The following is a 22,783-nucleotide window of genomic DNA, read 5'->3' as shown; positions in this document are numbered from 1 at the left end:
TCCATGCATGGCTGGGCGAGCGGACAGCAAGCACCGACGCACTCCCTCTCGTGAAACGAGAAAAGATATTAAAACCAAGGGATTACACTATGGTTCGGCTTCGTACACTGGTTCGGGCAATCGCGGCGGCCTCGGTCCTGACTTCCGGCATGGCGCATGGATTGGGACTGGGGGAAATCACCCTGAAGTCGGCGTTGAACCAACCGTTGGATGCCGAGATCGAGCTGCTCGAAGTTCGTGACCTGGGTTCGGGCGAGGTGATCCCGAGCCTGGCGTCGCCGGAAGAGTTCAGCAAGGCGGGCGTCGATCGCCTGTACTACCTCACCGACCTGAAGTTCACGCCGGTGGTGAAGCCCAACGGCAAGAGCGTCATTCGCGTGACCTCGTCGAAGCCGGTGCAGGAGCCCTACCTGAACTTCCTGCTCCAGGTGCTCTGGCCGAACGGCCGCCTGCTGCGCGAGTACACCGTCCTGCTGGATCCGCCGCTGTACTCCCCGCAGGCCGCGGCAAGCGCTCCGCAAGCGCCGGTCAGCGCGCCGCGCGCGACCGGCGCCCCGCGAGCCCCGCAGGCTCCGGCTCCGGTGCGTACCACCGCGCCGGCAGGCAGCGACACCTATCGCACCGTTTCCAACGACACGCTCTGGGAGATCGCCCAGCGCAACCGTACCGATCGCGTTTCCGTACCCCAGGCGATGCTCGCGTTCCAGGAGCTGAATCCGGGCGCCTTCGTCGATGGCAACATCAACCGGCTGAAGAGCGGCCAGGTCCTGCGCATTCCCACCGAACAGCAGATGCTGGAGCGCTCGCCGCGCGAGGCGCTGTCCCAGGTGCAGGCGCAGAACCAGAGCTGGCGCGGCAGCCGCAATCCGGCTGCGGGCAGCGCTGGCGCCAGGCAGTTGGATGCGACCCAGCGCAATGCCGCCGGGTCGGCGCCATCCAAGGTCGACGCCACGGACAACCTGCGCCTGGTGTCTGGCGAGGGCAAGGCCAGCAAGGGTGCCGACAAGGGCGGGAAGGGCGACAGCAAGGCGATCGCCGATACCCTGGCGGTGACCAAGGAAAGCCTCGACAGCACTCGCCGCGAGAACGAAGAACTGCAGAGTCGCATGCAGGATCTGCAGAGCCAGCTGGACAAGCTGCAGAAGTTGATCCAGCTGAAGGACGCCCAGTTGGCCAAGCTGCAAGGGCAGTTGGGCGCCGAAGGCCAGGGCGCAGCCCAGCCGAACGCAGCCCTGCCGGATGCGTCCCAGCCCAATGCAGCCGCGCAGGCACCGGCTCAGCCCGGGACTCCCGCTGCGGCAGCGCCGACTCCTGCTCCGGCCGGAGACGCACCCGCCGCTCCGGCGCAACCTCCGGTGGCGCCGCCGCCCGCGCCAGCTGCCGAGAAGCCTCCGGCACCTGCCGTTCCGGCGCCCGCTCCGGTACAGGCGGCAGAGCAGCCGGCACCGAGCTTCCTCGACGAACTGCTGGCCAACCCGCTGTGGTTGGCGGTGATCGGCGGTAGCGCACTGCTGGCGTTGCTGGTGCTGCTGATGATCCTGTCGCGGCGCAATGCGCAGAAAGAGAAGGAAGAAGCCCAGGCTTTCGCCGCGGATGCCGGCGAGGAACAGGAGGATGCGCTGGACCTGGGAAAGGACGGCTTCGACGACCTGACCCTCGACGAGCCTGAGCCGCAGGTCGCAGCCGCTGCGCCGCAGGTCGAGAAGACCACCGCGCAGACTTCCGATGCTCTGGGCGAGGCCGACATCTATATCGCCTACGGGCGTTTCAACCAGGCCGCCGAACTGTTGCAGAACGCCATCTACGACGAGCCGCAGCGCACCGACCTGCGCCTCAAGCTGATGGAAGTCTATGCCGAGATGGGCGATCGCGAAGGTTTCGCTCGCCAGGAAAACGAGCTGCGCGAAATCGGCGGCGCACAGCCGCAGGTCGAGCAGCTCAAGTCGCGCTATCCGGCAATGGTCGCGGTCGCCGCGGTTGCCGGCCTGGCCGGCGCCAAGCTGGCGCAGGACGAGCTGGATAGCTTCAGCCTTGACGACCTGTCGCTCGACGACAGCGGTCACGCGGCCAAGCCGGATGCGGCAGGACAGGATCTCGACGACGCCTTCGACCTGAGCCTGGACGACCTGGGCGGCGACGACGTGCAGGCCGACCTCAAGTCCGACAGCGGGGCGCTGGACGACCTGACCCTGGACAGCGATCTGGACCTGGCGGCCTCGACCCCGGCGGACAAGCCTGTCGACGATCTCGACTTCGGCCTGGATTTCGCGGAGTTGGCAGAGACTCCGAGCCAACCCAAGCATGACGACCTGGGCGATTTCTCCCTGGATCTCGACGCGCCGGAAGACAAGCTTTCGGACGACGACTTCCTGCTTTCGCTGAACGACGAAGTGCCCGCCGCGGCGCCTGCCGACAACGAATTCACCCTCGATACCGAGGCTGCCGAAGAGCCGGCGTTGTCCCTGCCGGACGACTTCGACCTGTCGCTGGCCGACGAGCCGACGGAGCCGGCCGCTCCGGAGAAGGGCGAGGACAGTTTCGCCGCCCAGTTGGACGAGGTGAGTGCGCAGTTGGACGAGTTGGCCAGCAACCTTGACGAGCCGAAGAGCGCGACGCCGAGTTTCTCCGCCGAGGATGCAGCGGTCGCCTCCGCCCTGGACGGAGACGCCGACGATGACTTCGACTTCCTCTCCGGTGCCGACGAAGCGGCGACCAAGCTGGATCTGGCTCGCGCCTACATCGACATGGGCGATAGCGAAGGCGCGCGCGATATCCTCGACGAAGTCCTGGCCGAAGGTAACGACAGCCAGCAGGCGGAAGCCCGCGAGTTGCTGGAGCGCCTGGCCTGATCCGGAAATGAAGCGACCCTCATGAACGATGTTGTTCCGCCAGCGGCAGCCGAATCGGCTGCCGCTGGCGTTTCCAGAATCGCCCTCGGCATCGAGTACAAGGGCTCCCGCTATCGTGGCTGGCAGCGCCAGGAAGCCGGCGTGCCTTCCGTGCAGGAAGCGCTGGAGCGCGCCTTGTCGAAGGTTGCCGCCGAGCCGGTCGGGGTGATCTGCGCCGGCCGTACCGACGCTGCCGTTCATGCCAGCGGCCAGGTGGTGCATTTCGACACCGCGGTGGAGCGCCCGTTGAAAGCATGGGTGATGGGCACCAACGCCAACCTGCCCGCGGATATCAGTGTGACCTGGGCGAGGGTGATGCCGGCGCATTTCCACGCGCGCTTCTCGGCCATGGCCCGGCGCTATCGCTACGCCATCTACAACGATCCGATCCGCCCGGCGCACCTGGCCGAGGAGGTCACCTGGAACCATCGGCCGCTGGATATCGGGCGGATGCGCGAGGCGGCCCAGGTACTGGTCGGCACCCATGACTTCACCTCGTTCCGGGCGGTGCAGTGCCAGGCCAAGTCGCCGGTCAAGACCATGCATCACGTGCGCTTGCTGGAGCATGGTCGGTTGATCGTGCTGGACATCCGCGGTAACGCTTTCCTTCACCATATGGTGCGCAACATCGCTGGCGTCCTGATGACCATCGGTGCCGGCGAGCGGCCGATCGAATGGGCGAAGGAGGTGCTCGAGGCGCGCGACCGGCGCGCCGGTGGGGTCACCGCTCACCCCTACGGACTCTATCTGGTGCGGGTGGAGTACCCCGGGGAGTTCGAGTTGCCCGAGCGCTACCTGGGGCCGCATTTCCTTTCCGGATTGCCCGATATCGTCGGCTGACGTCGAATCGGGCTTTTGCTACCATCGAGAATTCCCGCCGGACCGGCCGTCCGGCGGTTCGTCGCTCACTCGCCGAGGATTCTCCGTCGTTGCCAGCCGTTCGCATCAAGATCTGCGGTATCACCCGAGTCGAGGACGCCCTGGCCGCTGCCGCGGCGGGCGCCGATGCCATCGGCCTGGTGTTCTATGCGAAGAGCCCGCGGGCGGTGGATATCCATCGGGCGCGGGAGATCGTTCGTGCCCTGCCGCCGTTCGTGACCAGCGTCGGCCTGTTCGTCAACGCCAGCCGCTGCGAACTGGGCGAGATTCTCGATGCGGTGCCGCTGGACCTGCTGCAATTCCATGGCGACGAGCGCGCCGAGGACTGCGAGGGACATCGGCGACCCTACCTGAAGGCCCTGCGAGTGAAGCCCGGCGACGACATCGTCGGGCGCGCGGCGGCATATCCGGGAGCTGCCGGGATTCTCCTGGATACCTATGTGGAAGGCGTGCCCGGCGGCACGGGGGCGGCGTTCGACTGGTCGCTGGTGCCGACCGACCTGGGCAAACCCCTGGTGCTGGCCGGCGGTCTGACGCCGGATAACGTCGGCAGGGCAGTCGAGCAGGTCAAGCCCTACGCGGTGGACGTCAGCGGTGGCGTCGAGGCGAGCAAGGGAATCAAGGATGCGGCGAGGGTCCGCGCGTTCGTGGACGCGGTGCGTTCGCGGCGCCGCGACGAGACATGATGTGACGACGGGCGGCCCGCCGCCGTCCACTAGCGTGTCGCCGTTTCCGCGACAACGCCCGGCCGCCGATAGGGAGGCCAGATATTTCGCGATAGCCGCTCGCCGGGTATCGCCCAGGTGACCGCGCAGGCGGGGGATGGGACAGGCCGCGAAACGTTTCGCAGCCGTGGGGCCCACCGCTGCCGGCGGTCACGAAGATGAATTTGCTCAGGGACGCCGTCACCGGATCGGTGCGGCCATCCCGACCTTGCACTGGAGAACAAAGAGCATGAGCAACTGGCTGGTAGACAAGCTGATCCCTTCCATCATGCGTTCCGAGTCCCAGAAGAGTTCGGTACCGGAAGGCCTGTGGCACAAATGCCCGTCCTGCGAAGCCGTGCTGTACCGTCCGGAGCTGGAAAAGACCCTGGATGTCTGCCCGAAGTGCGATCACCACATGCGCATCAACGCGCGTACCCGCCTGGACATCTTCCTCGATGAGGACGGTCGCGAGGAGCTGGGCGCCGACCTCGAGCCGGTGGACCGCCTGAAATTCCGCGACAGCAAGAAGTACAAGGATCGCCTCGCCGCGGCACAGAAGGACACCGGCGAGAAGGACGCGCTGATCGCCATGAGCGGCAAGCTGCAGGGCATGCCGGTGGTCGCCTGCGCCTTCGAGTTCTCCTTCATGGGCGGTTCGATGGGCGCCATCGTCGGCGAGCGCTTCGTTCGCGCAGCCAACGTCGCCCTTGAGAAGCGCTGCCCGCTGATCTGCTTCTCCGCCTCCGGCGGCGCGCGCATGCAGGAAGCGCTGATCTCGCTGATGCAGATGGCCAAGACCTCGGCGGTTCTGGCGCGCCTGCGCGAAGAAGGCATCCCGTTCGTCTCGGTATTGACCGACCCGGTCTACGGCGGCGTTTCCGCCAGCCTGGCGATGCTCGGCGACGTGATCGTCGGCGAACCCAAGGCGCTGATCGGCTTCGCCGGTCCTCGCGTGATCGAGCAGACCGTCCGCGAGAAGCTTCCGGAAGGCTTCCAGCGTAGCGAGTTCCTCCTTGAGCATGGCGCCATCGACATGATCGTGCATCGTGCCGAGTTGCGGCCGCGCCTGGCCAATCTGCTGTCGGCCTTCACTCATTCGCCGAGCCCCGTATCCGCATGACCCAGCGTTCCCTGGCCGATTGGCTGAGCTATCTCGAACAACTCCATCCGACGGCCATCGACATGGGCCTGGAGCGTTCCCGCGAGGTAGCGCGCCGGCTCGGCCTGGGAAGGCCGGCGAAACGCGTGGTCACCGTTACCGGGACCAACGGCAAGGGCTCCACCTGCGCCCTGCTCGCCGAACTGCTGCGTGAGCAGGGGTTGTCGGTCGGGGTCTACAGCTCGCCGCACCTGCTGCGCTACAACGAGCGGGTGCGGATCGACGGCATCGAGGCCGGCGATGCGCAACTGTGCGACGCCTTCTCCGCGGTGGAGGCCGCACGTGGCGAGATTTCCCTGACCTATTTCGAAATGGGCACGCTGGCCGCCTTCTGGCTGTTCGAGCGCGCCGGGCTGGACTTCGCGGTGCTGGAAGTCGGCCTTGGCGGGCGCCTGGATGCGGTCAACCTGATCGACGCCGACCTGGCGCTGATCACCAGCATCGGCCTGGACCATGCGGACTGGCTGGGCGATACCCGCGAAAGCGTGGCTTTCGAGAAAGCCGGTATCCTGCGCGCCGGCAAACCGGCCCTGTGCGGCGATCTCGATCCCCCGCAGCCATTGCTGGAGCAGGTGGCTGCGCTGGGGGCACCGCTTTACCTGCGCGGTCGCGACTACGACCTGGCGCTCGCCGATCATGGCTGGCACTGGCGCGGGCTGGCCGCGGACGGCCAGGCGCTGGCGCTGCACGATCTGCCGTTGCTCGGGTTGCCCATGGAAAACGCCGCGCTGGCCCTGCAGGCCTACGCGTTGCTCGAGTTGCCCTGGCAGGCGGAGCGCCTGGCCGAGGCGCTGCGGCGGACCCGGGTGACCGGTCGCCTCGATCGCCGCGACCTGTCCTGGAACGGCCAGCCACGCCAGCTCCTGCTGGACGTCGGGCACAATCCCCAGGCCGCCCAGTACCTGGCGCAACGCCTGCGTGCCGCAGCGCCACGAGGACGCTACCTGGCGGTCTTCGGCCTGCTGGCGGACAAAGACCTGGATGGCGTACTGGAACCCTTGACCGGCTTGGTGCAGGATTGGGCCGTTGCACCGTTGCCGACTCCGCGTTCGCGGCCGGCCGCGGAGCTGGAGGCGGCGCTGATCCTGCGCCAGGTTCCGGCGAGCAGTCATGCGGATATCGCCGCCGCCCTGGACGCGCAGTGCGCCAAGGCTACCGCGGATGATGTCATTCTGCTGTTCGGATCGTTCTATAGCGTGGCCGAAGGCCTGGAATGGCTGGCCCGTAGAACGGATAAGGGGGAGTAAATCATGGCCTTGCTGGAAAGAGGGCTGAAGCAGCGCATCGTCGGGGCGTTGGTGCTGATCGCCCTGGCGGTGATCTTCCTGCCGATGCTGTTCACCCGCGAAGACGAGTCGCGCCAGGTCGTGGTGGAAGCGCCGCCGCGCCCGCAATCGCCGGCCATGCCCAGTGTCGAGGTGCAGCCGACCGAGGTGCCGGAACTGCAGCCCGGCGAGGAAGGCATCGCTCCCGAGATCGTCGAGGAAGGCTCCCCGGCCGCCGCCGGCCAGCCCAGCCAGCCGATCGGCGGCCTGCCGGCGACCCCGCCGGCCACCCAGCCGCCCGCCCAGGCCCAGGCCCAGGCGCCGGCCGCCAGCCTGCCGCCAAGCCAGCCGCAACCGCCCGCTGCGCCGCCGAGCCCGCCGCCCGCGGAGAAGCGCCTGGACGCCAACAACCTGCCGCAGAGCTGGTCGGTACAGCTTGCCAGCCTGTCCAACCGGGCGCGCGCCGAGGAATTGCAGAAGACCCTGCGCTCCCAGGGCTACAACGCCTACATCCGCAGCTTCGACGGGATGAACCGGGTCTTCGTCGGGCCGGTGATCCAGCGCGCCGAGGCGGATCGCCTGCGCGACCAGTTGAGCAAGCAGCAGAAGCTCAACGGCTTCGTCGTGCGCTTCCAGCCGGAACGCGGTTGACCGCGACCCGCGGCTTACCGTCGCGGGCGCGCTCTGCTAAAATGCAGCGCCTTTTCTGCTTGTGGGCTGCATAGTGGCATTTACCTGGGTCGATTGGACGATGGTCGCCATCATCGTCGTTTCCAGCCTGATCAGTCTGAGTCGCGGCTTCGTCAAGGAAGCCTTGTCCCTGCTTACCTGGATAGTCGCCGGCGCGGTGGCCTGGATGTTCGGCGGGGCGCTGGCGCAGCACCTGGGCGAGTACATCCAGACCCCCTCGGCCCGCATCATCGCAGCCTGCGCGCTGCTGTTCATCGCGACCCTGCTGCTCGGGGCGCTGGTCAACTACCTCATCGGCGAACTGATCCGGGTCACCGGCCTCTCCGGCACCGACCGCTTCCTCGGCATGGTCTTCGGCGGTGCGCGCGGCGTACTGCTGGTCGTGCTGCTGGTCGGCCTGCTCAGCCTGGCCCCGGTACAGCAGGACCCTTGGTGGCAGCAGTCGGTGCTGATGCCGCATTTCCTGATGGTTGCCGACTGGTCGAAGAACTTCATTCTCGGTTTCGCCGGCCAGTGGTTGCCGGCCGCACCGATAACGCCGCCGAGCGGCATCGGCGGGCTGCTTCCCAGCCAGTGATTTTGGCGGGACACTGGCCGAGGCCGGGTCCCGCGGTTTTCCAGGGCGGCGCGTCGATGGCGCGGCGCCGGCGGCACAGGACGTGCCGCGAGCCAGTCGGCGGCGAAGGTCACCGATTCGCGGGAGCCAGCGGCCCACAGGCCCTGGTCAGCTCGATGGTCCGGGACGGACCGATCGCGCTTCCCATCTTTCCAGCTTGAGCCAAGTAGGGGTTGCGTCACATGTGTGGCATCGTCGGTATCGTGGGCAAGTCGAACGTCAATCAGGCGCTGTATGACGCGCTCACCGTCCTCCAACATCGCGGCCAGGACGCTGCCGGTATCGTCACCTGCCATGACGATAAGCTGTACCTGCGCAAGGACAACGGCCTGGTCCGCGACGTCTTCCAGCAGCGCCACATGCAGCGCCTGATCGGCAGCGTCGGCATCGGCCATGTGCGTTACCCGACCGCCGGCAGCTCCAGCTCGGCGGAAGCGCAGCCGTTCTACGTCAACTCGCCCTACGGCATCACCCTGGCGCACAACGGCAACCTGACCAATGTCGAGCAGTTGGCCAAGGAAATCTACGAATCCGACCTGCGCCACGTGAACACCAACTCCGATTCGGAAGTGCTGCTCAACGTGTTCGCCCACGAGCTGGCGGTGCGCAACAAGCTGCAGCCCACCGAGGAGGACATCTTCGCCGCGGTTTCCTGCGTGCACGACCGTTGCGTCGGCGGCTACGCGGTGGTGGCGATGATCACCGGCCATGGCATCGTCGGTTTCCGCGACCCCAATGCGATCCGTCCGATCGTCTTCGGCCAGCGGCATACCGAGAACGGCGTCGAATACATGATCGCCTCCGAGAGCGTGGCCCTGGACGTACTCGGCTTCACCCTGATCCGCGACCTGGCGCCGGGCGAGGCGGTGTACATCACCGAGGAAGGCAAGCTCTATACCCGCCAGTGCGCCAAGGCACCGAAGTACGCGCCGTGCATCTTCGAGCACGTCTACCTGGCGCGTCCGGATTCGATCATGGACGGCATCTCGGTGTACAAGGCGCGCCTGCGCATGGGCGAGAAGCTTGCCGACAAGATCCTCCGCGAGCGTCCCGACCACGACATCGACGTGGTCATCCCGATCCCGGACACCAGCCGCACCGCGGCGCTGGAACTGGCCAACCGGCTCGGCGTGAAGTTCCGCGAGGGCTTCGTCAAGAACCGCTACATCGGCCGCACCTTCATCATGCCCGGCCAGGCGGCGCGGAAGAAATCCGTGCGGCAGAAGCTCAACGCCATCGAGCTGGAGTTCCGCGGCAAGAACGTGATGCTGGTGGATGACTCCATCGTCCGCGGCACCACCTGCAAGCAGATCATCCAGATGGCCCGCGAGGCCGGGGCGAAGAACGTCTACTTCTGCTCCGCCGCGCCGGCCGTGCGCTACCCCAACGTCTACGGCATCGACATGCCGAGTGCGCACGAGCTGATCGCGCACAATCGCAGCACCGAGGACGTCAGCAAGCTGATCGGCGCCGACTGGCTGGTCTACCAGGACCTGCCCGACCTGATCGACGCGGTCGGCGGCGGCAAGATCAAGATCGATCACTTCGACTGCGCCGTGTTCGACGGCGAGTACGTGACCGGCGACGTCAACGAGGCCTACCTGAACCGGATCGAACAGGCGCGCAACGATGCGACCAAGGCCAAGAGCCAGGCGGTCAGCGCGATCATCGATCTGTACAACGACTGACAAAGGGGAGAGCGGCATGACTCAGGACTGGGATGCCGGGCGTCTCGACAGCGACCTGGAAGGCGCGGCCTTCGACACCCTGGCGGTTCGCGCCGGGCAACGGCGGACGCCGGAGGGCGAGCACGGCGAGGCGCTGTTCACCACTTCCAGCTACGTCTTCCGCACCGCCGCCGACGCGGCCGCGCGGTTCGCCGGCGAAGTGCCGGGCAACGTCTATTCGCGCTACACCAACCCCACGGTACGCACCTTCGAGGAGCGCATCGCCGCCCTCGAAGGAGCCGAGCAGGCGGTGGCCACGGCGTCGGGCATGTCGGCGATCCTCGCCCTGGTGATGAGCCTGTGCAGCTCCGGCGACCACGTGCTGGTCTCGCGCAGCGTGTTCGGCTCGACCATCAGCCTGTTCGACAAGTACTTCAAGCGCTTCGGTATCCAGGTCGACTATCCGCCGTTGAGCGATCTCGCGGCCTGGGAGGCGGCGTGCAAGCCGAATACCAAGCTGTTCTTCGTCGAGTCGCCATCCAACCCGCTGGCCGAGCTGGTGGATATCGCCGCGCTGGCCGAGATCGCCCACGCCAAGGGTGCGCTGCTGGCGGTGGACAACTGCTTCTGCACGCCGGCCCTGCAACAGCCGCTGAAGCTCGGTGCGGACGTGGTGATCCACTCCGCGACCAAGTACATCGACGGCCAGGGCCGGGGCATGGGCGGGGTGGTCGCCGGTCGCGGCGAGCAGATGAAGGAAGTGGTCGGCTTCCTCCGCACCGCCGGACCGACCCTCAGCCCGTTCAACGCCTGGCTGTTCCTCAAGGGCCTGGAAACCCTGCGTATCCGCATGCAGGCGCACAGCGCCAGTGCCCTGGCCCTGGCCGAATGGCTGGAGCGCCAGCCGGGCATCGAGCGGGTCTACTACGCGGGCCTGCCGAGCCATCCTCAGCATGAGTTGGCCCGGCGCCAGCAGAGCGGCTTCGGCGCGGTCGTCAGCTTCGACGTGAAGGGCGGGCGCGATGCCGCCTGGCGCTTCATCGACGCTACCCGGATGGTCTCGATCACCACCAACCTGGGCGACACCAAGACCACCATCGCCCACCCGGCGACCACCTCCCACGGTCGACTGTCCCCCGAGGACCGCGCGCGCGCCGGGATCGGCGACAGCCTGATCCGGGTCGCGGTCGGCCTGGAAGACCTCGACGACCTCAAGGCCGACATGGCCCGGGGGCTGGCCGCGCTGTGATCGAACCCAACCTGCGAGGCAACGGCAAGGTCGCCCTGGTCACCGGGGCGGCCCGGGGCATTGGCCTGGGCATCAGTGCCTGGCTGATCGCCGAGGGCTGGCAGGTAGTGCTTGCCGACAACGACCGTGAACGCGGGGCCAGGGTGGCCGAGGCGCTGGGCGAGCACGCCTGGTTCGTGGCCATGGACGTGGCCCAGGAGGGCCAGGTGGCGATGAGCGTGGCCGAGGTGCTCGGTCAGTTCGGCCGCCTCGACGGCCTGGTCTGCAACGCCGCCATCGCCAATCCGCGCAATACGCCGCTGGAGGCGCTGAGTCTCGGCGAGTGGACCCGGACCCTGGCGGTCAACCTGACCGGTCCGATGCTGCTGGCCAAGTACTGCACGCCTTATCTGCGCGCGCACAATGGCGCCATCGTCAACATCGCCTCGACTCGTGCCCACCAGTCGGAGCCTGACTCCGAGGCCTACGCCGCGAGCAAGGGCGGGTTGCTGGCGCTGACCCATGCCCTGGCCGCCAGCCTGGGCCCGGATATCCGTGTCAATGCGCTCAGCCCCGGCTGGATCGATACCCGCGAGGCCGCCGAGCGCGAGGCTGCGCCGCTGACCGAGCTGGACCACGACCAGCACCTGGTCGGCCGGGTCGGAACGGTGGAGGATGTCGCGTCGCTGGTGGCTTGGCTGCTCTCCGAGGACGCCGGTTTCGTCACCGGCCAGGAATTCCTGGTCGATGGCGGCATGACCCGGAAAATGATCTACCTCGACTGAGTTGGTGGGGAGATGCGGAAAAGGCGCTGTTCCGAAAGGAGCAGCGCTTTTTTTCGTATGAGGCCGCCTTGCCGGTATGGCGCCGTTATTCCGTCTTCAGTTCGCGCAGATCGACGGCCTGTCCATCGAACAACTGGTTGGCGTTGGTCGGCAGGATGCTGGGTCGTCCCTCCGGGCCGCGAGTGCCGTCGATGACCCGGATGTCGCTGTATTTCTTGCCCGAGAGCGCGGCGAGACCGGCGCTGTCGCGGACCACCGTAGGACGCAGGAAGACCATCAGGTTGCGCTTGGTGTGGGTGTCCTTGGTGGAACGGAACAGGCGACCGAGCAATGGGATGTCCCCGAGCAGGGGAACCTTCGACTCGGCTTGGGAAACGTCGTCCTGGATCAGGCCGCCGATCACGATCACCTGGCCGTTCTCGGCGAGGATGGTGCTCTTGATCGAGCGCTTGCTGGTGATCAGGTCGGTATTGTTGCGCTGCTGGGCGTTGGGCAGCAGGGCCGAGATCTCCTGCTCGATCTCCAGGCGCAGGGCCGCGCCGTCGTTGATGTGCGGAGTGACCTTGAGGCTGACGCCGATATCCTTGCGCTCCACGGTGGTGAACGGGTTGCTCGAACCTTCGCTGTTGGTGGTGTAGGAGCCGGTCTGGAACGGTACGTTCTGGCCGACCAGAATCTCCGCTTTCTGGTTGTCCAGGGTCAACAGGCTCGGGGTCGACAGCAGGTTGCTCTTGGTGTTGGCCGAGAGCGCGGTGACCAGCGCGCCGAAGCTGCTGCTGCCGATGCCGACGATGGCGCCGTCGGGGATGGATTCCGGTGCCTTGTTGCTCTCGAGCGATTGCAGCAGGGTGCCGATGGACAGTCCGGTATTGGCGAAGTTGGTCTTGGTTCCGCCCATGCCGCCCTTGTTGATCGCCCATTGCACGCCGACGGCATCCTGGATGTCGCCGGAGATCTCGACGATGGCCGCTTCCACCAATACCTGGGCACGCGGCACGTCGAGCTGGCGAACGATGTCTTCGAGAGCGTTGACCGTGTCCGGGTCGGCCAGCAGGACCAGGGCGTTGGTGCTTTCGTCGGCACGGATGAGGATGTTGCTCGGTCGGCCGCCGCCGGTCTGTTCGCCGCCCTGGCCGCCATTGTTCTTCATGCCTTCGGAAATCTGGCCGAGGGTTTCCGCGAGGGTCTTGGCGTCGTTGTGGCGCAGGCGGATCACCCGGGTGTTGGCTGAGCGCGCGGTCGGGGTGTCCAGCGATTGCGCCAGTTGCACCAGCTTGGCGCGCGCCTGCGGCGGGCCGAGGATGATCAGGCGGTTGGTGCGCGCGTCGGCGATCACCTGGGCGCCCGCCGCGCCCTTGGCCTGGCCGCGGCTCATGGCGTTGTTGAGCACCTCGGCGGCGTCCATCACCCAGCCGTAGCGCAGGTTGATCACGCTGTAGTCGTGGCTGCCCTTCTGGTCGAGCTGGCGGATCACGTCTTCGATTCGCGCGATATTGGCGCTGCGGTCGCTGATGATCAGCGCGTTGGCCGAGGGCACCGCGGCGAGGTGGCCATATTGTGGGACCAGCGGACGGATCAGCGGGATGAGTTCCGATACCGGGCTCTGCTGCACCTGGATCACCCGCGTCTCCAGGCGATCCGGCGCGCTCTGGCCGCCGCCGGCCTCGGTCTTGGCCTCGGCGTTGGGCACGATGCGCGCCTGGTCGCCCTGGGCAACCACGGTGAAGCCGTGGGTGCTCATCACCGAGAGGAACAACTGGTAGACCTCGCTCAACGAGAGCTGGGCCTTGGAGACCACGCTGACCTGGCCCTTGACCCGCGGGTCGACGACGAAGGTCTCGCCGGTGATTTCGGAAATCTGGTCGATGAATTCGCGGATGTCGGCATCCTTGAGGTTGATCGTCCAGTGCGCCTCCTGCTGGTTGCCGGCCGGGACGAAGGCGTTCCCGCCGCTGTTTTCGGCGTGCGCCGCCTGGATGCCGAGGGCCAGGCTGAGAAGGACGGCGGGAACGTACGAACGACTGGAAGGGGCAAACAGGGCGCGGAGCAAAGGCTGGGACATCGGGTCAGTCGCTTTCCGTAGGCGTGGTCGTGGGCTCGCTCGAGTCTTCTTCGGCGGGTTCTGCGATGGGCGTGGCTTCCATCTGCTGGCGCAAGGCGTCCAGGCGCTCGCGCAATGCTGCAGCGTTCTCATCCTGCAGGCTTTGCAGTTGTTCGATCGAGTCGTTCTCGCTTGTAATGTCGTCCGCGCTGGCCAGCAGTCCCCCGGAACGGTGCGGGAAGGGCAGGCTTTCCAGGCGCCCGCCGCGCTGCAGTTCGACGCGGTCGCGGTAGACCGCGTGCAGCTTCACGCCGTCGCTGATCTCGCCGCCGACCGCGTAGCGGTGCGGCTTGTCGCCCTGGCGCTGGATGATCGCGCTGGACAGCTTGGGATCGCTCTGGACGAAGCTGCCCTTGAGCACCAGGTCGAGGTTGGTGGCCGGTGGCGGGGCGTTGGGGTCCTGGGCGCTGGTGCCGAAGAGGCGCGCCAGGCGGGTCGGATCGCTGCGGATCGACTCGTGGCTGACCGGCGAGGCGGCGACGGCTACCGGGCTGCGTTGCAGGCGCAACCAGCCGGCCGCCTGCCAGGCGAGGCTGATGCTCATGGCGATGATCAGGGCAACAGCCAGAAGGGCCGGGGCGTACCGCTGCAGCCAGCGGGAAGAGGCGCCGGAGAAAGGCAATACATCACTCCTGGTCTTTATCGTTATGTCTGAAGATCGCCGAGGGATCATAGCAGTTCGTTGCCAGTAGGCTACCTACTTCTATCAATAGGTGTGACTGGCCGGGCCAGGCACGCTTGTGCTTAAGATAACGGCTCGCCAGGATACTTCTGCAAGAGGAACTCGGGATCAGCCGCACAAAACGACTAACAACTAACAATACTGACGGTAACCGTTCAGTGGTCATATACGACCAAGATACTTCTGTAAGGTTACCGCTATAAGGCATCCATGATGACAGCCCCATTACCCGACATCGCCGCGCCGGCCGCACCGCCACGGCGTCTGCCGTTCAGCTTCGCCAAGCGCCAGGGCCTGTTGTTCCTGTGCCTGGAGGAGCAGTACTGGCTGGCCTGCCGGCCGCAGGTGGAGCTGGCGGCGATCGCCGAGGCGCAGCGCTTCGCCGGCCGCCGCCTGCCGCTCAGGGCGCTCGGCGAGGACGCCTTCAACCAGGCCCTGGCGGCCTCCTACCAGCACGACTCCTCGGCGGCCATGCAGCTCGCCGAGGACCTCGGCGGCAGCCTGGACCTCGCCGCGCTGGCCGACCAGGTCCCGGAAACCGAGGACCTGATGGAGCAGGAGGACGACGCGCCGATCATTCGCCTGATCAACGCGATCCTCGGCGAGGCGATCCGCGAGAACGCCTCGGACATCCACCTGGAAACCTTCGAGAAGCGCCTGGTGGTGCGCTTCCGCGTCGACGGCGTGCTGCGCGAGGTGCTGGAGCCCAAGCGCGAGCTGGCGGCCCTGCTGGTATCGCGGATCAAGGTCATGGCGCGGCTGGACATCGCCGAGAAGCGTATTCCCCAGGATGGGCGGATTTCCCTGCGGGTCGGCGGGCGCGAGGTGGACATCCGCGTCTCGACCCTGCCCTCGGCCAACGGTGAACGGGTGGTGCTGCGTCTGCTCGACAAGCAGGCCGGGCGCCTGAACCTGCAGCACCTGGGCATGAGCGAGCGCGACCGCAAGCTGATGGACGAAACGGTGCGCAAGCCGCACGGCATCCTGCTGGTCACCGGCCCCACCGGCTCGGGCAAGACCACCACCCTGTACGCCAGCCTGACCACGCTCAACGACCGCACGCGGAACATCCTCACCGTCGAGGATCCGATCGAATACCACCTGGAGGGCATCGGCCAGACCCAGGTCAACGCCAAGGTCGACATGACCTTCGCCCGCGGCCTGCGGGCGATCCTCCGGCAGGACCCGGACGTGGTGATGGTCGGCGAGATCCGCGACCGGGAGACCGCCGAGATCGCGGTGCAGGCTTCGCTGACCGGCCACCTGGTGCTCTCGACCCTGCACACCAACAGCGCCATCGGTGCGATCACCCGCCTGGTGGACATGGGCATCGAGCCGTTCCTGCTGTCCTCCTCCATGCTTGGCGTGCTGGCCCAGCGCCTGGTGCGGGTGCTCTGCCCGGCGTGCAAGGAGCCCTACCGGGCCGACGAGGCCGAGTGCGCGCTGCTCGGCGTCGATCCCGCCGCGCCGCCGACCCTGCATCGCGCCCGCGGCTGCGGCGAGTGCCACCAGCATGGCTATCGCGGGCGTACCGGTATCTATGAGCTGGTGGTGTTCGACGACCACATGCGCTCGCTGATCCACAACGAATCCTCCGAGCAGGAAATGACCCGGCATGCCCGCACCAGCGGACCGAGCATCCGCGACGACGGTCGGCGCAAGGTGCTGGAAGGCGTCACCACGGTCGAGGAAGTCCTGCGCGTGACCCGGGAAGAATAATGGCCGCCTTCGAATACCTCGCCCTCGACCCCAGCGGTCGCCAGCAGAAGGGCGTGCTGGAGGCGGACAGCGCGCGCCAGGTCCGCCAGTTGCTGCGCGAGCGCCAATTGGCGCCGCTCGACGTGAAGCCCACCCGTACCCGCGAGCAGAGCGGGCAGGGCGGGCGCCTGACGTTCGCCCGCGGACTGTCCGCGCGCGACCTGGCATTGGTGACCCGGCAACTGGCGACCCTGGTCCAGGCCGCGTTGCCGATCGAGGAGGCGCTGCGCGCCGCCGCGGCGCAGTCCACCTCGCAGCGCATCCAGTCGATGCTTCTCGCGGTGCGCGCCAAGGTCCTCGAAGGCCATAGCCTGGCCGGCAGCCTGCGCGAGTTTCCCACCGCCTTTCCCGAGCTGTACCGGGCGACTGTGGCTGCCGGCGAGCATGCCGGGCACCTCGGCCCGGTGCTGGAGCAACTTGCCGACTACACCGAGCAGCGCCAGCAGTCGCGGCAGAAGATCCAGCTGGCGCTGCTCTATCCGGTGATCCTGATGGTCGCTTCGCTGGCCATCGTCGGCTTCCTGCTGGGCTACGTGGTGCCCGACGTGGTCCGGGTGTTCATCGACAGCGGGCAGACCCTGCCGCTGTTGACCCGCGTGCTGATCGGCGTCAGCGACTGGGTCAAGGCCTGGGGCGCGCTGGCCTTCGTCGCGGCGATCGGCGGCGTGATCGGCTTCCGCTACGCGCTGCGCAAGGATGCCTTTCGCGAGCGCTGGCATGGCTTCCTGCTGCGCGTGCCGCTGGTCGGTCGGCTGGTGCGTTCCACCGACACCGCGCGCTTCGCCTCGACCCTGGCGATCCTCACCCGCAGCGGCGTGCCGCTGGTGGAGGCGCTGGCGATCGCCGCCGAGGTGATCGCCAACCGGATCATCCGCAACGAAGTGGTCAAGGCCGCGCAGAAGGTCCGCGAGGGCGCTAGCCTGACCCGCTCGCTGGAAGCCACCGGACAGTTCCCGCCGATGATGCTGCACATGATCGCCAGCGGCGAGCGCTCCGGCGAGCTGGACCAGATGCTGGCGCGCACCGCGCGCAACCAGGAGAACGACCTGGCGGCGCAGATCGGCCTGATGGTCGGCCTGTTCGAACCGTTCATGCTGATATTCATGGGCGCGGTGGTGCTGGTCATCGTCCTTGCCATTCTTCTTCCGATCCTTTCTCTCAACCAACTCGTGGGGTAATCGCGTGAATCAGAGCCGCCCATTGCAGCGTCGCCAACAGTCGGGCTTCACCCTGATCGAAATCATGGTCGTGGTGGTCATCCTCGGCATCCTCGCCGCCCTGGTGGTGCCGCAGGTAATGAGCCGTCCCGACCAGGCCAAGGTCACCGTGGCCAAGGGCGACATCAAGGCCATCGCTGCCGCGCTGGACATGTACAAGCTGGACAACTTCGCCTATCCGAGCACCCAGCAGGGCCTCGAGGCGCTGGTGAAGAAGCCCACCGGCAATCCGCAGCCGAAGAACTGGAACAAGGACGGCTACCTGAAGAAGCTGCCGGTCGATCCGTGGGGCAATCCCTACCAGTACCTGGCGCCGGGCACCAAGGGCCCGTTCGACCTGTATTCGCTGGGCGCCGACGGCAAGGAAGGCGGCAGCGACAACGACGCCGACATCGGTAACTGGGACAACTGACCGGACATGCGGGCTTCGCGCGGCTTCACCCTCATCGAGCTGATGGTGGTGATGGTCATCATCAGCGTACTGATCGGCCTGGCGGTGCTCAGCACCGGCTTCGCCAGCACCTCGCGGGAGCTGGACAGCGAGGCCGAGCGGCTCGCCGGGCTGATCGGCGTGCTGACCGACGAGGCCGTGCTGGACAACCGCGAGTACGGCCTGCGCCTGGAGCGCGATGCCTACCAGGTACTGCGCTACGACGAAGCGAAGGCGCGCTGGTTGCCGGTGGCGCGCGACAGCCACCGCCTGCCGGAGTGGGCGGAGCTGACCTTCGAGCTGGACGGCCAGCCGCTGGTGCTGGCCGGCAGCAAGGGCGAGAAGGAGCAGAAGAAAGACACCGACCAGCCGCAATTGCTGATCCTCTCCAGTGGCGAACTCAGTCCGTTCCGCCTGCGCCTGGCCGAGCGCGGACCCGAGGGGCGGGCGTTGTCGCTGAGCAGCGACGGTTTCCGCCTGCCACGGGTCGAGGTGGCGCGGCGATGAGGCGCGCGCGCGGTTTCACCCTGCTGGAAGTGCTGGTGGCCCTGGCGATTTTCGCCATGGTCGCGGCCAGCGTGCTCAGTGCCAGCGCGCGCAGCCTGCAGAATGCCTCGCGGCTGGAAGACAAGACCCTGGCGATGTGGATCGCCGACAACCGTCTCAACGAATTGCAGCTGGAACAGACGCCGCCCTCCAGCGGCCGCAACCAGGGCGAGCTGGAGTTCGCCGGGCGCCGCTGGGAGTGGCGCACCCAGGTCGACAGCACCGCCGAGCAGGATATGCGGCGGGTGATCGTCTGGGTCGCGGCGAAGCCCCTTGGCCGCGAGCGTGGCAGCATCGAGGAACGCGCCGCGGCGCGCCTCGTCGGTTTCCTCGGGAGCCAGCCATGAGGCTACAGCGGGGCTTCACCCTGCTCGAGCTGCTGATCGCCATCGCCATCTTCGCCCTGCTGGCCCTGGCCACCTACCGCATGTTCGACAGCGTGATGCAGACCGACCAGGCGACTCGCGTGCAGGAGCAGCGCATGCGCGAGCTGGTGCGGGCGATGGGCGCGCTGGAGCGCGACCTGACCCAGGCGGTCGAACGTCCGGTACGCGACGAACTGGGCGATAACCGTGGCGCCTTCCTCAGCGAGGGCGAGAACGACCAGATCGTCGAATTCACCCGTGGCGGCTGGCGCAACCCGCTCGGCCAGGCGCGCTCGCGCCTGCAGCGGGTGCGCTGGTCGCTGTCCGGGGAGACCCTCGAACGCCGCTACTGGCTGGTTCTGGACCGCGCCCAGGACAGCAAGCCACGGGTGCAGCAGGTGCTGGACGGGGTTACCGCGCTGAGCTGGCGCTTCCTCGACAAGGAGCACAACTGGCAGGGCCACTGGCCGACCGACGAAGGCAGCGAGGAGGAGCGCCTGGAAAGCCTGCCGCTGGCGGTGGAGATGACTCTGGAGCACCGCCACTACGGCAAGCTGGTGCGCGTCTGGCGTCTGCTCGATCCGCCGCTCAAGCAGGACCAGCCGCAGGGCCAGCCGGGCGGCGAGAGTGGCGAGAACGGCGAGGGCGGAGTGCCGCAGCCGCCGGAAGGCATGCCGGGGGCGCCGGAATGAGGCGCGGGCAGAGCGGCGTCGCGCTGATTACCGTGCTGCTGGTGGTGGCGGTGGTGACCATCGTCTGCGCCGGGCTGATCATCCGCCAGCAGTTGGCGATACGCAGCAGCGCCAACCAGTTGCACGTGCGCCAGGCCTGGCACTATGCGCTGGGCGGCGAACGCCTGGCGGAAGCGGTGCTGCGCCGCGACCTGCGCCAGGGCGGCGAGAATACCCGCGAGCCGGTGGACCACCTGGGCGAGGCCTGGGCGCGACCGATGACGCCGTTCAAGCTGGACGACGGCGGTGAGCTGCGGGTGCGGATCGAGGACCCCAGCGGGCGTTTCAACCTCAACGGACTGGTGCGCAAGCGCAAGGTCAAGCCGGATTCGGTGAAGCAGTTCCGTCGCCTGCTGGCCACCCTGGGGATGAAGGAAGAGATCGTCCAGGGCTTGCCGGACCGGCTGGCCGACTGGCTCGACGCCGACCAGAATCCGCAGGGCGAGCAAGGCGCCGAGGACAACCAGTACCTGCTGGAGGCGCCGGCCTACCGCGCCGCCAACCGCAGTTTCAAGGACGTGTCCGAGCTGCGCCTGCTGAAATTGTCGGAAGCCGACTATCGACGCCTGCTGCCGTTCGTCAGCGCCTTGCCCGAAGATGCGCCGCTGAACGTGAACACTGCCAGCGTGCCGGTGCTGGCCGCCATGTTCGAGATCGATCCGGGACAGGCGGAAAACATCGTGGCGGCCCGTGGGCGAGAAGGCTTCCAGGAGAAGACTGAGTTCAGCAAGCACCTGAACGAGTTGGGATCAAAGGCAAGTAACGTCAACTTTGCCGTCGGCACCCGCTACTTCCAGGTGATCAGCGAGGTCAGCCTGGGCGACCGCCGGCAGGTGCTGGTGAGTACCTTGCAGCGGGGCAAGGACGGCAAGATACGCGTGATGGCCCGCGACATGGGGCAGGGCGGCCTGCCCATCCCGTCGACGGGCGGCGACGATTGGAAGAAGGACGAGCGATGAGTGGAGTGAGTGCGCTGTTCCTGCCGCCCGCCAGCACGGCGGGGGCCGATGGGGAACTGGCGGTATGGTGGGTGCAGGATGGCGAGTGCCGGCGCGCGCCGTTCGCCCAGGCGCTGGCGGAAATCCGTGCGCCCTGGCGGCTGTACCTGCCGGTGGAGGCGGTGACCGCCTGCGCGGTGAACCTGCCTACACAGAAGGCGCGCTGGTTGCGCCAGTCGCTGCCGTTCGCGGTGGAGGAACAACTGGCCGACGATGTCGAGCAGATGCATCTTGCCCTTGGTCCGGCGCTGGCCGACGGCCGCCACCGGGTATTCGCCGTGCAGCGCACCTGGCTTGCCGCCTGGCTGGCGCTGGCCGAGGGCGCGGGCAAGGCGCCGGCTTCGCTGCATGTCGATGCCGATTGCCTGCCGGGCGAGGGCAGTTGCCTGTTCTGGCTGGAAGAGCGCTGGTTGCTCGGCGGCAGCGGCGCCGTACGCCTGGCCTGCGGCAGCGAGGATTGGCCGGTACTGCGCGACAGTTGCCCGCCGCCGCAGCGGGCCTTCGCCGCGCAGGAGGTGGCGCCCCTGGAGGGGGTGGAAGTCCAGGCCCTGGCGGGCAATCCGCACGTCTGGCTGAGCGAGCAGCCGCTGGGCACCGACCTGGCCCAGGCCGAGTTCGCCGCGCGCCAGCAGAGCAGCCAGTGGCGCCGCTGGCGGCCGCTGCTGGGGTTGGTCGGGCTGTGGCTGGTATTGCAATGGGGCTTCACCCTGGTCCAGGCCTGGCAGTTGCAGCGCGAAGGCGACCGCTACGCGGCGCAGAGCGCAGAACTCTACCGCCAGTTGTTTCCCGAGGACCGCAAGCTGATCAACCTGCGCGCGCAGTTCGACCAGCACCTGGCCGACAGCGCCAGCAGCGGCGGCGAGGGCCAGTTGCTCGGCCTGCTTGGCCAGGCCGCCACGGTGATCGGCGGCGAGCCGACGGTGAGCGTCGAGCAACTGGACTTCAGCGCCGCTCGCGGCGACGTCGCCCTCCAGGTGCGGGCTCCCGGTTTCGACGTGCTGGAACGGCTGCGTTCGCGTCTCAGCGAGTCCGGGCTGGCGGTGCAGCTGGGTTCGGCCAGCCGCGATGGCTCGACGGTCAGCGCGCGCCTGGTGATAGGAGGTTGAGATGAAGGTGATGACGCAATTCCACGAGCGCCTCAGGGCCCAGGCGGAAACCTCGCAGCTGGCGATCCGCTGGCGCGGGCTGCCGGCGCGGGACCGCCTGGCGCTGCTCTGGCTCGGCGCGTTCCTCCTGCTGGTGGTGCTTTACCTGGCGCTGTGGCGCCCGGCCGAGCGCCATCTGCAGTCGGCGCGGCAGTACTTCACCGAACAGCGCGCGCTGCATGCCTACATCCAGCAGCAGGCGCCCAACGTGCGCCAGGCCGATGCCGCAGCGCCACAGGCGCAGATCGACCCGGCGGCGCTGCAGGGCATGGTCACGGCTTCGGCGGCCCAGGCCGGACTGAGTGTCGAGCGCCTCGACAACGAAGGCGAGGGCGCCGTGCAGGTGGCCCTGCAGCCGGCGCCATTCGCCAAGCTGCTGCCCTGGCTGGAGCAGTTGAACGGGCAGGGCGTGCAGGTGGCGGAGGCCGGCCTGGACCGCCAGGTCGACGGCCGGGTCTCGGCGCGCCTGAGCCTGCGGGTCGAGTGAGCGGCCCGTGGCTGGGGCCGGCCTGGGCCCCGGCGCCGACCGTGGCGACAGGCGATCGCCGAAATTTCAAAAAAAATTCAATCAGGGCATTGACTTAGGTTTTTCGGTCGGTAGAATGCGCCCCACTTCGAGAGTGAAGGGTGATTAGCTCAGCTGGGAGAGCATCTGCCTTACAAGCAGAGGGTCGGCGGTTCGATCCCGTCATCACCCACCAATCTCGCAAGTTACGCGCAGCGGTAGTTCAGTCGGTTAGAATACCGGCCTGTCACGCCGGGGGTCGCGGGTTCGAGTCCCGTCCGCTGCGCCATTCACTTCCCCTCCCGAGTTCACCACCCCGAACTCGCCGTCTTCCACCAGAAGGCGGGCAGCCTGGCTGCAACAAGAGGAAGTCGCTTTACCGGGCATCTTGCCCAGCCGACGCGCAGCGGTAGTTCAGTCG

General features: G+C 67.4%; 21 protein-coding genes and 2 tRNA genes. 21 read left to right on the top strand and 2 right to left on the bottom strand.

What is annotated here, in order from left to right:
- Nucleotides 1–89 precede the first annotated feature (89 nt).
- The 10 genes from fimV to JHD77_RS29755 all read left to right on the top strand — a co-directional run bounded on the left by fimV (nt 90) and on the right by JHD77_RS29755 (nt 11,884).
- Entirely contained in the window at nt 90–2,849 is a 2,760-nt protein-coding gene (fimV, locus tag JHD77_RS29800; RefSeq protein WP_031756129.1) for a motility hub landmark protein FimV, read from the top strand.
- A gap of 21 nt (nt 2,850–2,870) precedes the next feature.
- Nucleotides 2,871–3,728 (top strand): tRNA pseudouridine(38-40) synthase TruA, encoded by an 858-nt coding sequence (truA, locus tag JHD77_RS29795; protein ID WP_003091390.1) that lies wholly within the window; start codon nt 2,871–2,873, stop codon nt 3,726–3,728.
- A gap of 89 nt (nt 3,729–3,817) precedes the next feature.
- Nucleotides 3,818–4,453 (top strand): phosphoribosylanthranilate isomerase, encoded by a 636-nt coding sequence (locus JHD77_RS29790; protein WP_003116445.1) that lies wholly within the window; start codon nt 3,818–3,820, stop codon nt 4,451–4,453.
- Nucleotides 4,454–4,721: 268 nt separating this feature from the next.
- On the top strand, nt 4,722–5,594 hold the full coding sequence (accD, locus tag JHD77_RS29785) for an acetyl-CoA carboxylase, carboxyltransferase subunit beta (RefSeq protein WP_003104199.1): 873 nt from the start codon (nt 4,722–4,724) through the stop codon (nt 5,592–5,594).
- A complete protein-coding gene (folC, locus tag JHD77_RS29780) occupies nt 5,591–6,880 on the top strand; it encodes a bifunctional tetrahydrofolate synthase/dihydrofolate synthase (protein WP_003115014.1) in 1,290 nt (429 codons plus the stop codon). Before accD ends, folC begins: the two co-directional genes overlap by 4 nt.
- 3 nt (nt 6,881–6,883) lie before the next feature.
- Entirely contained in the window at nt 6,884–7,549 is a 666-nt protein-coding gene (locus tag JHD77_RS29775) for an SPOR domain-containing protein (RefSeq protein WP_016253172.1), read from the top strand.
- Between the two features lie 73 nt (nt 7,550–7,622).
- A complete protein-coding gene (locus tag JHD77_RS29770) occupies nt 7,623–8,165 on the top strand; it encodes a CvpA family protein (protein WP_003113932.1) in 543 nt (180 codons plus the stop codon).
- Nucleotides 8,166–8,386: 221 nt separating this feature from the next.
- Nucleotides 8,387–9,892, top strand: a complete 1,506-nt coding sequence (gene purF, locus JHD77_RS29765) for an amidophosphoribosyltransferase (protein ID WP_003091383.1) — start codon at nt 8,387–8,389, stop codon at nt 9,890–9,892.
- Nucleotides 9,893–9,908: 16 nt separating this feature from the next.
- A complete protein-coding gene (locus tag JHD77_RS29760) occupies nt 9,909–11,120 on the top strand; it encodes an O-succinylhomoserine sulfhydrylase (protein ID WP_003113933.1) in 1,212 nt (403 codons plus the stop codon).
- The gene (locus tag JHD77_RS29755; protein ID WP_003103539.1) at nt 11,117–11,884 is read left to right on the top strand and encodes an SDR family oxidoreductase; all 768 of its coding nucleotides are present in this window, start codon (nt 11,117–11,119) and stop codon (nt 11,882–11,884) included. The genes JHD77_RS29760 and JHD77_RS29755 overlap by 4 nt, the downstream gene beginning before the upstream one ends.
- A gap of 85 nt (nt 11,885–11,969) precedes the next feature.
- On the opposite strand, the gene xcpQ is transcribed toward JHD77_RS29755, so the two are convergent.
- Together xcpQ and xcpP are read right to left on the bottom strand one after the other, a co-directional pair.
- Nucleotides 11,970–13,946 (bottom strand): GspD family T2SS secretin variant XcpQ, encoded by a 1,977-nt coding sequence (gene xcpQ, locus JHD77_RS29750; RefSeq protein WP_003103536.1) that lies wholly within the window; start codon nt 13,944–13,946, stop codon nt 11,970–11,972.
- A 4-nt stretch (nt 13,947–13,950) separates the two neighbouring features.
- The gene (gene xcpP / locus JHD77_RS29745) at nt 13,951–14,658 is read right to left on the bottom strand and encodes a type II secretion system protein N (protein ID WP_003119750.1); all 708 of its coding nucleotides are present in this window, start codon (nt 14,656–14,658) and stop codon (nt 13,951–13,953) included.
- A 219-nt stretch (nt 14,659–14,877) separates the two neighbouring features.
- On the opposite strand from xcpP, the gene xcpR reads away from it, so the two are divergent.
- The 11 genes from xcpR to JHD77_RS29690 all read left to right on the top strand — a co-directional run bounded on the left by xcpR (nt 14,878) and on the right by JHD77_RS29690 (nt 22,651).
- Nucleotides 14,878–16,386 carry a GspE family T2SS ATPase variant XcpR gene (gene xcpR, locus JHD77_RS29740; RefSeq protein ID WP_003158838.1) on the top strand — a complete coding sequence of 503 codons (1,509 nt, stop codon included), beginning with the start codon at nt 14,878–14,880 and terminating at the stop codon, nt 16,384–16,386.
- A complete protein-coding gene (gene xcpS, locus JHD77_RS29735; protein WP_003091376.1) occupies nt 16,386–17,603 on the top strand; it encodes a GspF family T2SS innner membrane protein variant XcpS in 1,218 nt (405 codons plus the stop codon). Before xcpR ends, xcpS begins: the two co-directional genes overlap by 1 nt.
- A 4-nt stretch (nt 17,604–17,607) precedes the next feature.
- Entirely contained in the window at nt 17,608–18,054 is a 447-nt protein-coding gene (gene xcpT / locus JHD77_RS29730) for a GspG family T2SS major pseudopilin variant XcpT (protein WP_003119751.1), read from the top strand.
- A 6-nt stretch (nt 18,055–18,060) separates the two neighbouring features.
- Nucleotides 18,061–18,579 (top strand): GspH family T2SS minor pseudopilin variant XcpU, encoded by a 519-nt coding sequence (gene xcpU, locus JHD77_RS29725; RefSeq protein WP_031756066.1) that lies wholly within the window; start codon nt 18,061–18,063, stop codon nt 18,577–18,579.
- On the top strand, nt 18,576–18,965 hold the full coding sequence (gene xcpV / locus JHD77_RS29720; RefSeq protein WP_003091373.1) for a GspI family T2SS minor pseudopilin variant XcpV: 390 nt from the start codon (nt 18,576–18,578) through the stop codon (nt 18,963–18,965). Before xcpU ends, xcpV begins: the two co-directional genes overlap by 4 nt.
- A complete protein-coding gene (gene xcpW / locus JHD77_RS29715; protein ID WP_031756068.1) occupies nt 18,962–19,675 on the top strand; it encodes a GspJ family T2SS minor pseudopilin variant XcpW in 714 nt (237 codons plus the stop codon). The genes xcpV and xcpW overlap by 4 nt, the downstream gene beginning before the upstream one ends.
- Nucleotides 19,672–20,673 carry a GspK family T2SS minor pseudopilin variant XcpX gene (xcpX, locus tag JHD77_RS29710; protein WP_003138522.1) on the top strand — a complete coding sequence of 334 codons (1,002 nt, stop codon included), beginning with the start codon at nt 19,672–19,674 and terminating at the stop codon, nt 20,671–20,673. The genes xcpW and xcpX overlap by 4 nt, the downstream gene beginning before the upstream one ends.
- Nucleotides 20,670–21,818, top strand: coding sequence for a GspL family type II secretion system protein XcpY (gene xcpY / locus JHD77_RS29705; protein ID WP_003103522.1), 1,149 nt, complete (start codon nt 20,670–20,672; stop codon nt 21,816–21,818). Before xcpX ends, xcpY begins: the two co-directional genes overlap by 4 nt.
- A 1-nt stretch (nt 21,819) precedes the next feature.
- Entirely contained in the window at nt 21,820–22,344 is a 525-nt protein-coding gene (gene xcpZ, locus JHD77_RS29700) for a GspM family type II secretion system protein XcpZ (RefSeq protein WP_003091369.1), read from the top strand.
- 138 nt (nt 22,345–22,482) lie between these two features.
- A tRNA-Val gene (locus JHD77_RS29695) sits at nt 22,483–22,558 on the top strand.
- A gap of 16 nt (nt 22,559–22,574) precedes the next feature.
- Nucleotides 22,575–22,651, top strand: a tRNA-Asp gene (locus JHD77_RS29690).
- The last annotated feature ends 132 nt before the right edge of the window (nt 22,652–22,783 follow it).

The organism is Pseudomonas sp. P20 (assembly GCF_016463925.1).
Lineage (GTDB): Bacteria > Pseudomonadota > Gammaproteobacteria > Pseudomonadales > Pseudomonadaceae > Pseudomonas > Pseudomonas aeruginosa.
This window is presented reverse-complemented; position numbering and strand designations above follow the sequence as displayed.

Excerpts from the sequence above, each read along its gene's own strand:
- fimV (WP_031756129.1), top strand. The coding sequence starts at position 90 with ATGGTTCGGCTTCGTACACTGGTTCGGGCAATCGCGGCGGCCTCGGTC.
- truA (WP_003091390.1), top strand. The coding sequence starts at position 2,871 with ATGAACGATGTTGTTCCGCCAGCGGCAGCCGAATCGGCTGCCGCTGGC.
- accD (WP_003104199.1), top strand. The coding sequence starts at position 4,722 with ATGAGCAACTGGCTGGTAGACAAGCTGATCCCTTCCATCATGCGTTCC.
- folC (WP_003115014.1), top strand. The coding sequence starts at position 5,591 with ATGACCCAGCGTTCCCTGGCCGATTGGCTGAGCTATCTCGAACAACTC.
- JHD77_RS29775 (WP_016253172.1), top strand. The coding sequence starts at position 6,884 with ATGGCCTTGCTGGAAAGAGGGCTGAAGCAGCGCATCGTCGGGGCGTTG.
- purF (WP_003091383.1), top strand. The coding sequence starts at position 8,387 with ATGTGTGGCATCGTCGGTATCGTGGGCAAGTCGAACGTCAATCAGGCG.
- JHD77_RS29760 (WP_003113933.1), top strand. The coding sequence starts at position 9,909 with ATGACTCAGGACTGGGATGCCGGGCGTCTCGACAGCGACCTGGAAGGC.
- xcpQ (WP_003103536.1), bottom strand. The coding sequence starts at position 13,946 with ATGTCCCAGCCTTTGCTCCGCGCCCTGTTTGCCCCTTCCAGTCGTTCG.
- xcpP (WP_003119750.1), bottom strand. The coding sequence starts at position 14,658 with ATGATCCCTCGGCGATCTTCAGACATAACGATAAAGACCAGGAGTGAT.
- xcpR (WP_003158838.1), top strand. The coding sequence starts at position 14,878 with ATGATGACAGCCCCATTACCCGACATCGCCGCGCCGGCCGCACCGCCA.
- xcpS (WP_003091376.1), top strand. The coding sequence starts at position 16,386 with ATGGCCGCCTTCGAATACCTCGCCCTCGACCCCAGCGGTCGCCAGCAG.
- xcpU (WP_031756066.1), top strand. The coding sequence starts at position 18,061 with ATGCGGGCTTCGCGCGGCTTCACCCTCATCGAGCTGATGGTGGTGATG.
- xcpV (WP_003091373.1), top strand. The coding sequence starts at position 18,576 with ATGAGGCGCGCGCGCGGTTTCACCCTGCTGGAAGTGCTGGTGGCCCTG.
- xcpW (WP_031756068.1), top strand. The coding sequence starts at position 18,962 with ATGAGGCTACAGCGGGGCTTCACCCTGCTCGAGCTGCTGATCGCCATC.
- xcpX (WP_003138522.1), top strand. The coding sequence starts at position 19,672 with ATGAGGCGCGGGCAGAGCGGCGTCGCGCTGATTACCGTGCTGCTGGTG.
- xcpY (WP_003103522.1), top strand. The coding sequence starts at position 20,670 with ATGAGTGGAGTGAGTGCGCTGTTCCTGCCGCCCGCCAGCACGGCGGGG.
- xcpZ (WP_003091369.1), top strand. The coding sequence starts at position 21,820 with ATGAAGGTGATGACGCAATTCCACGAGCGCCTCAGGGCCCAGGCGGAA.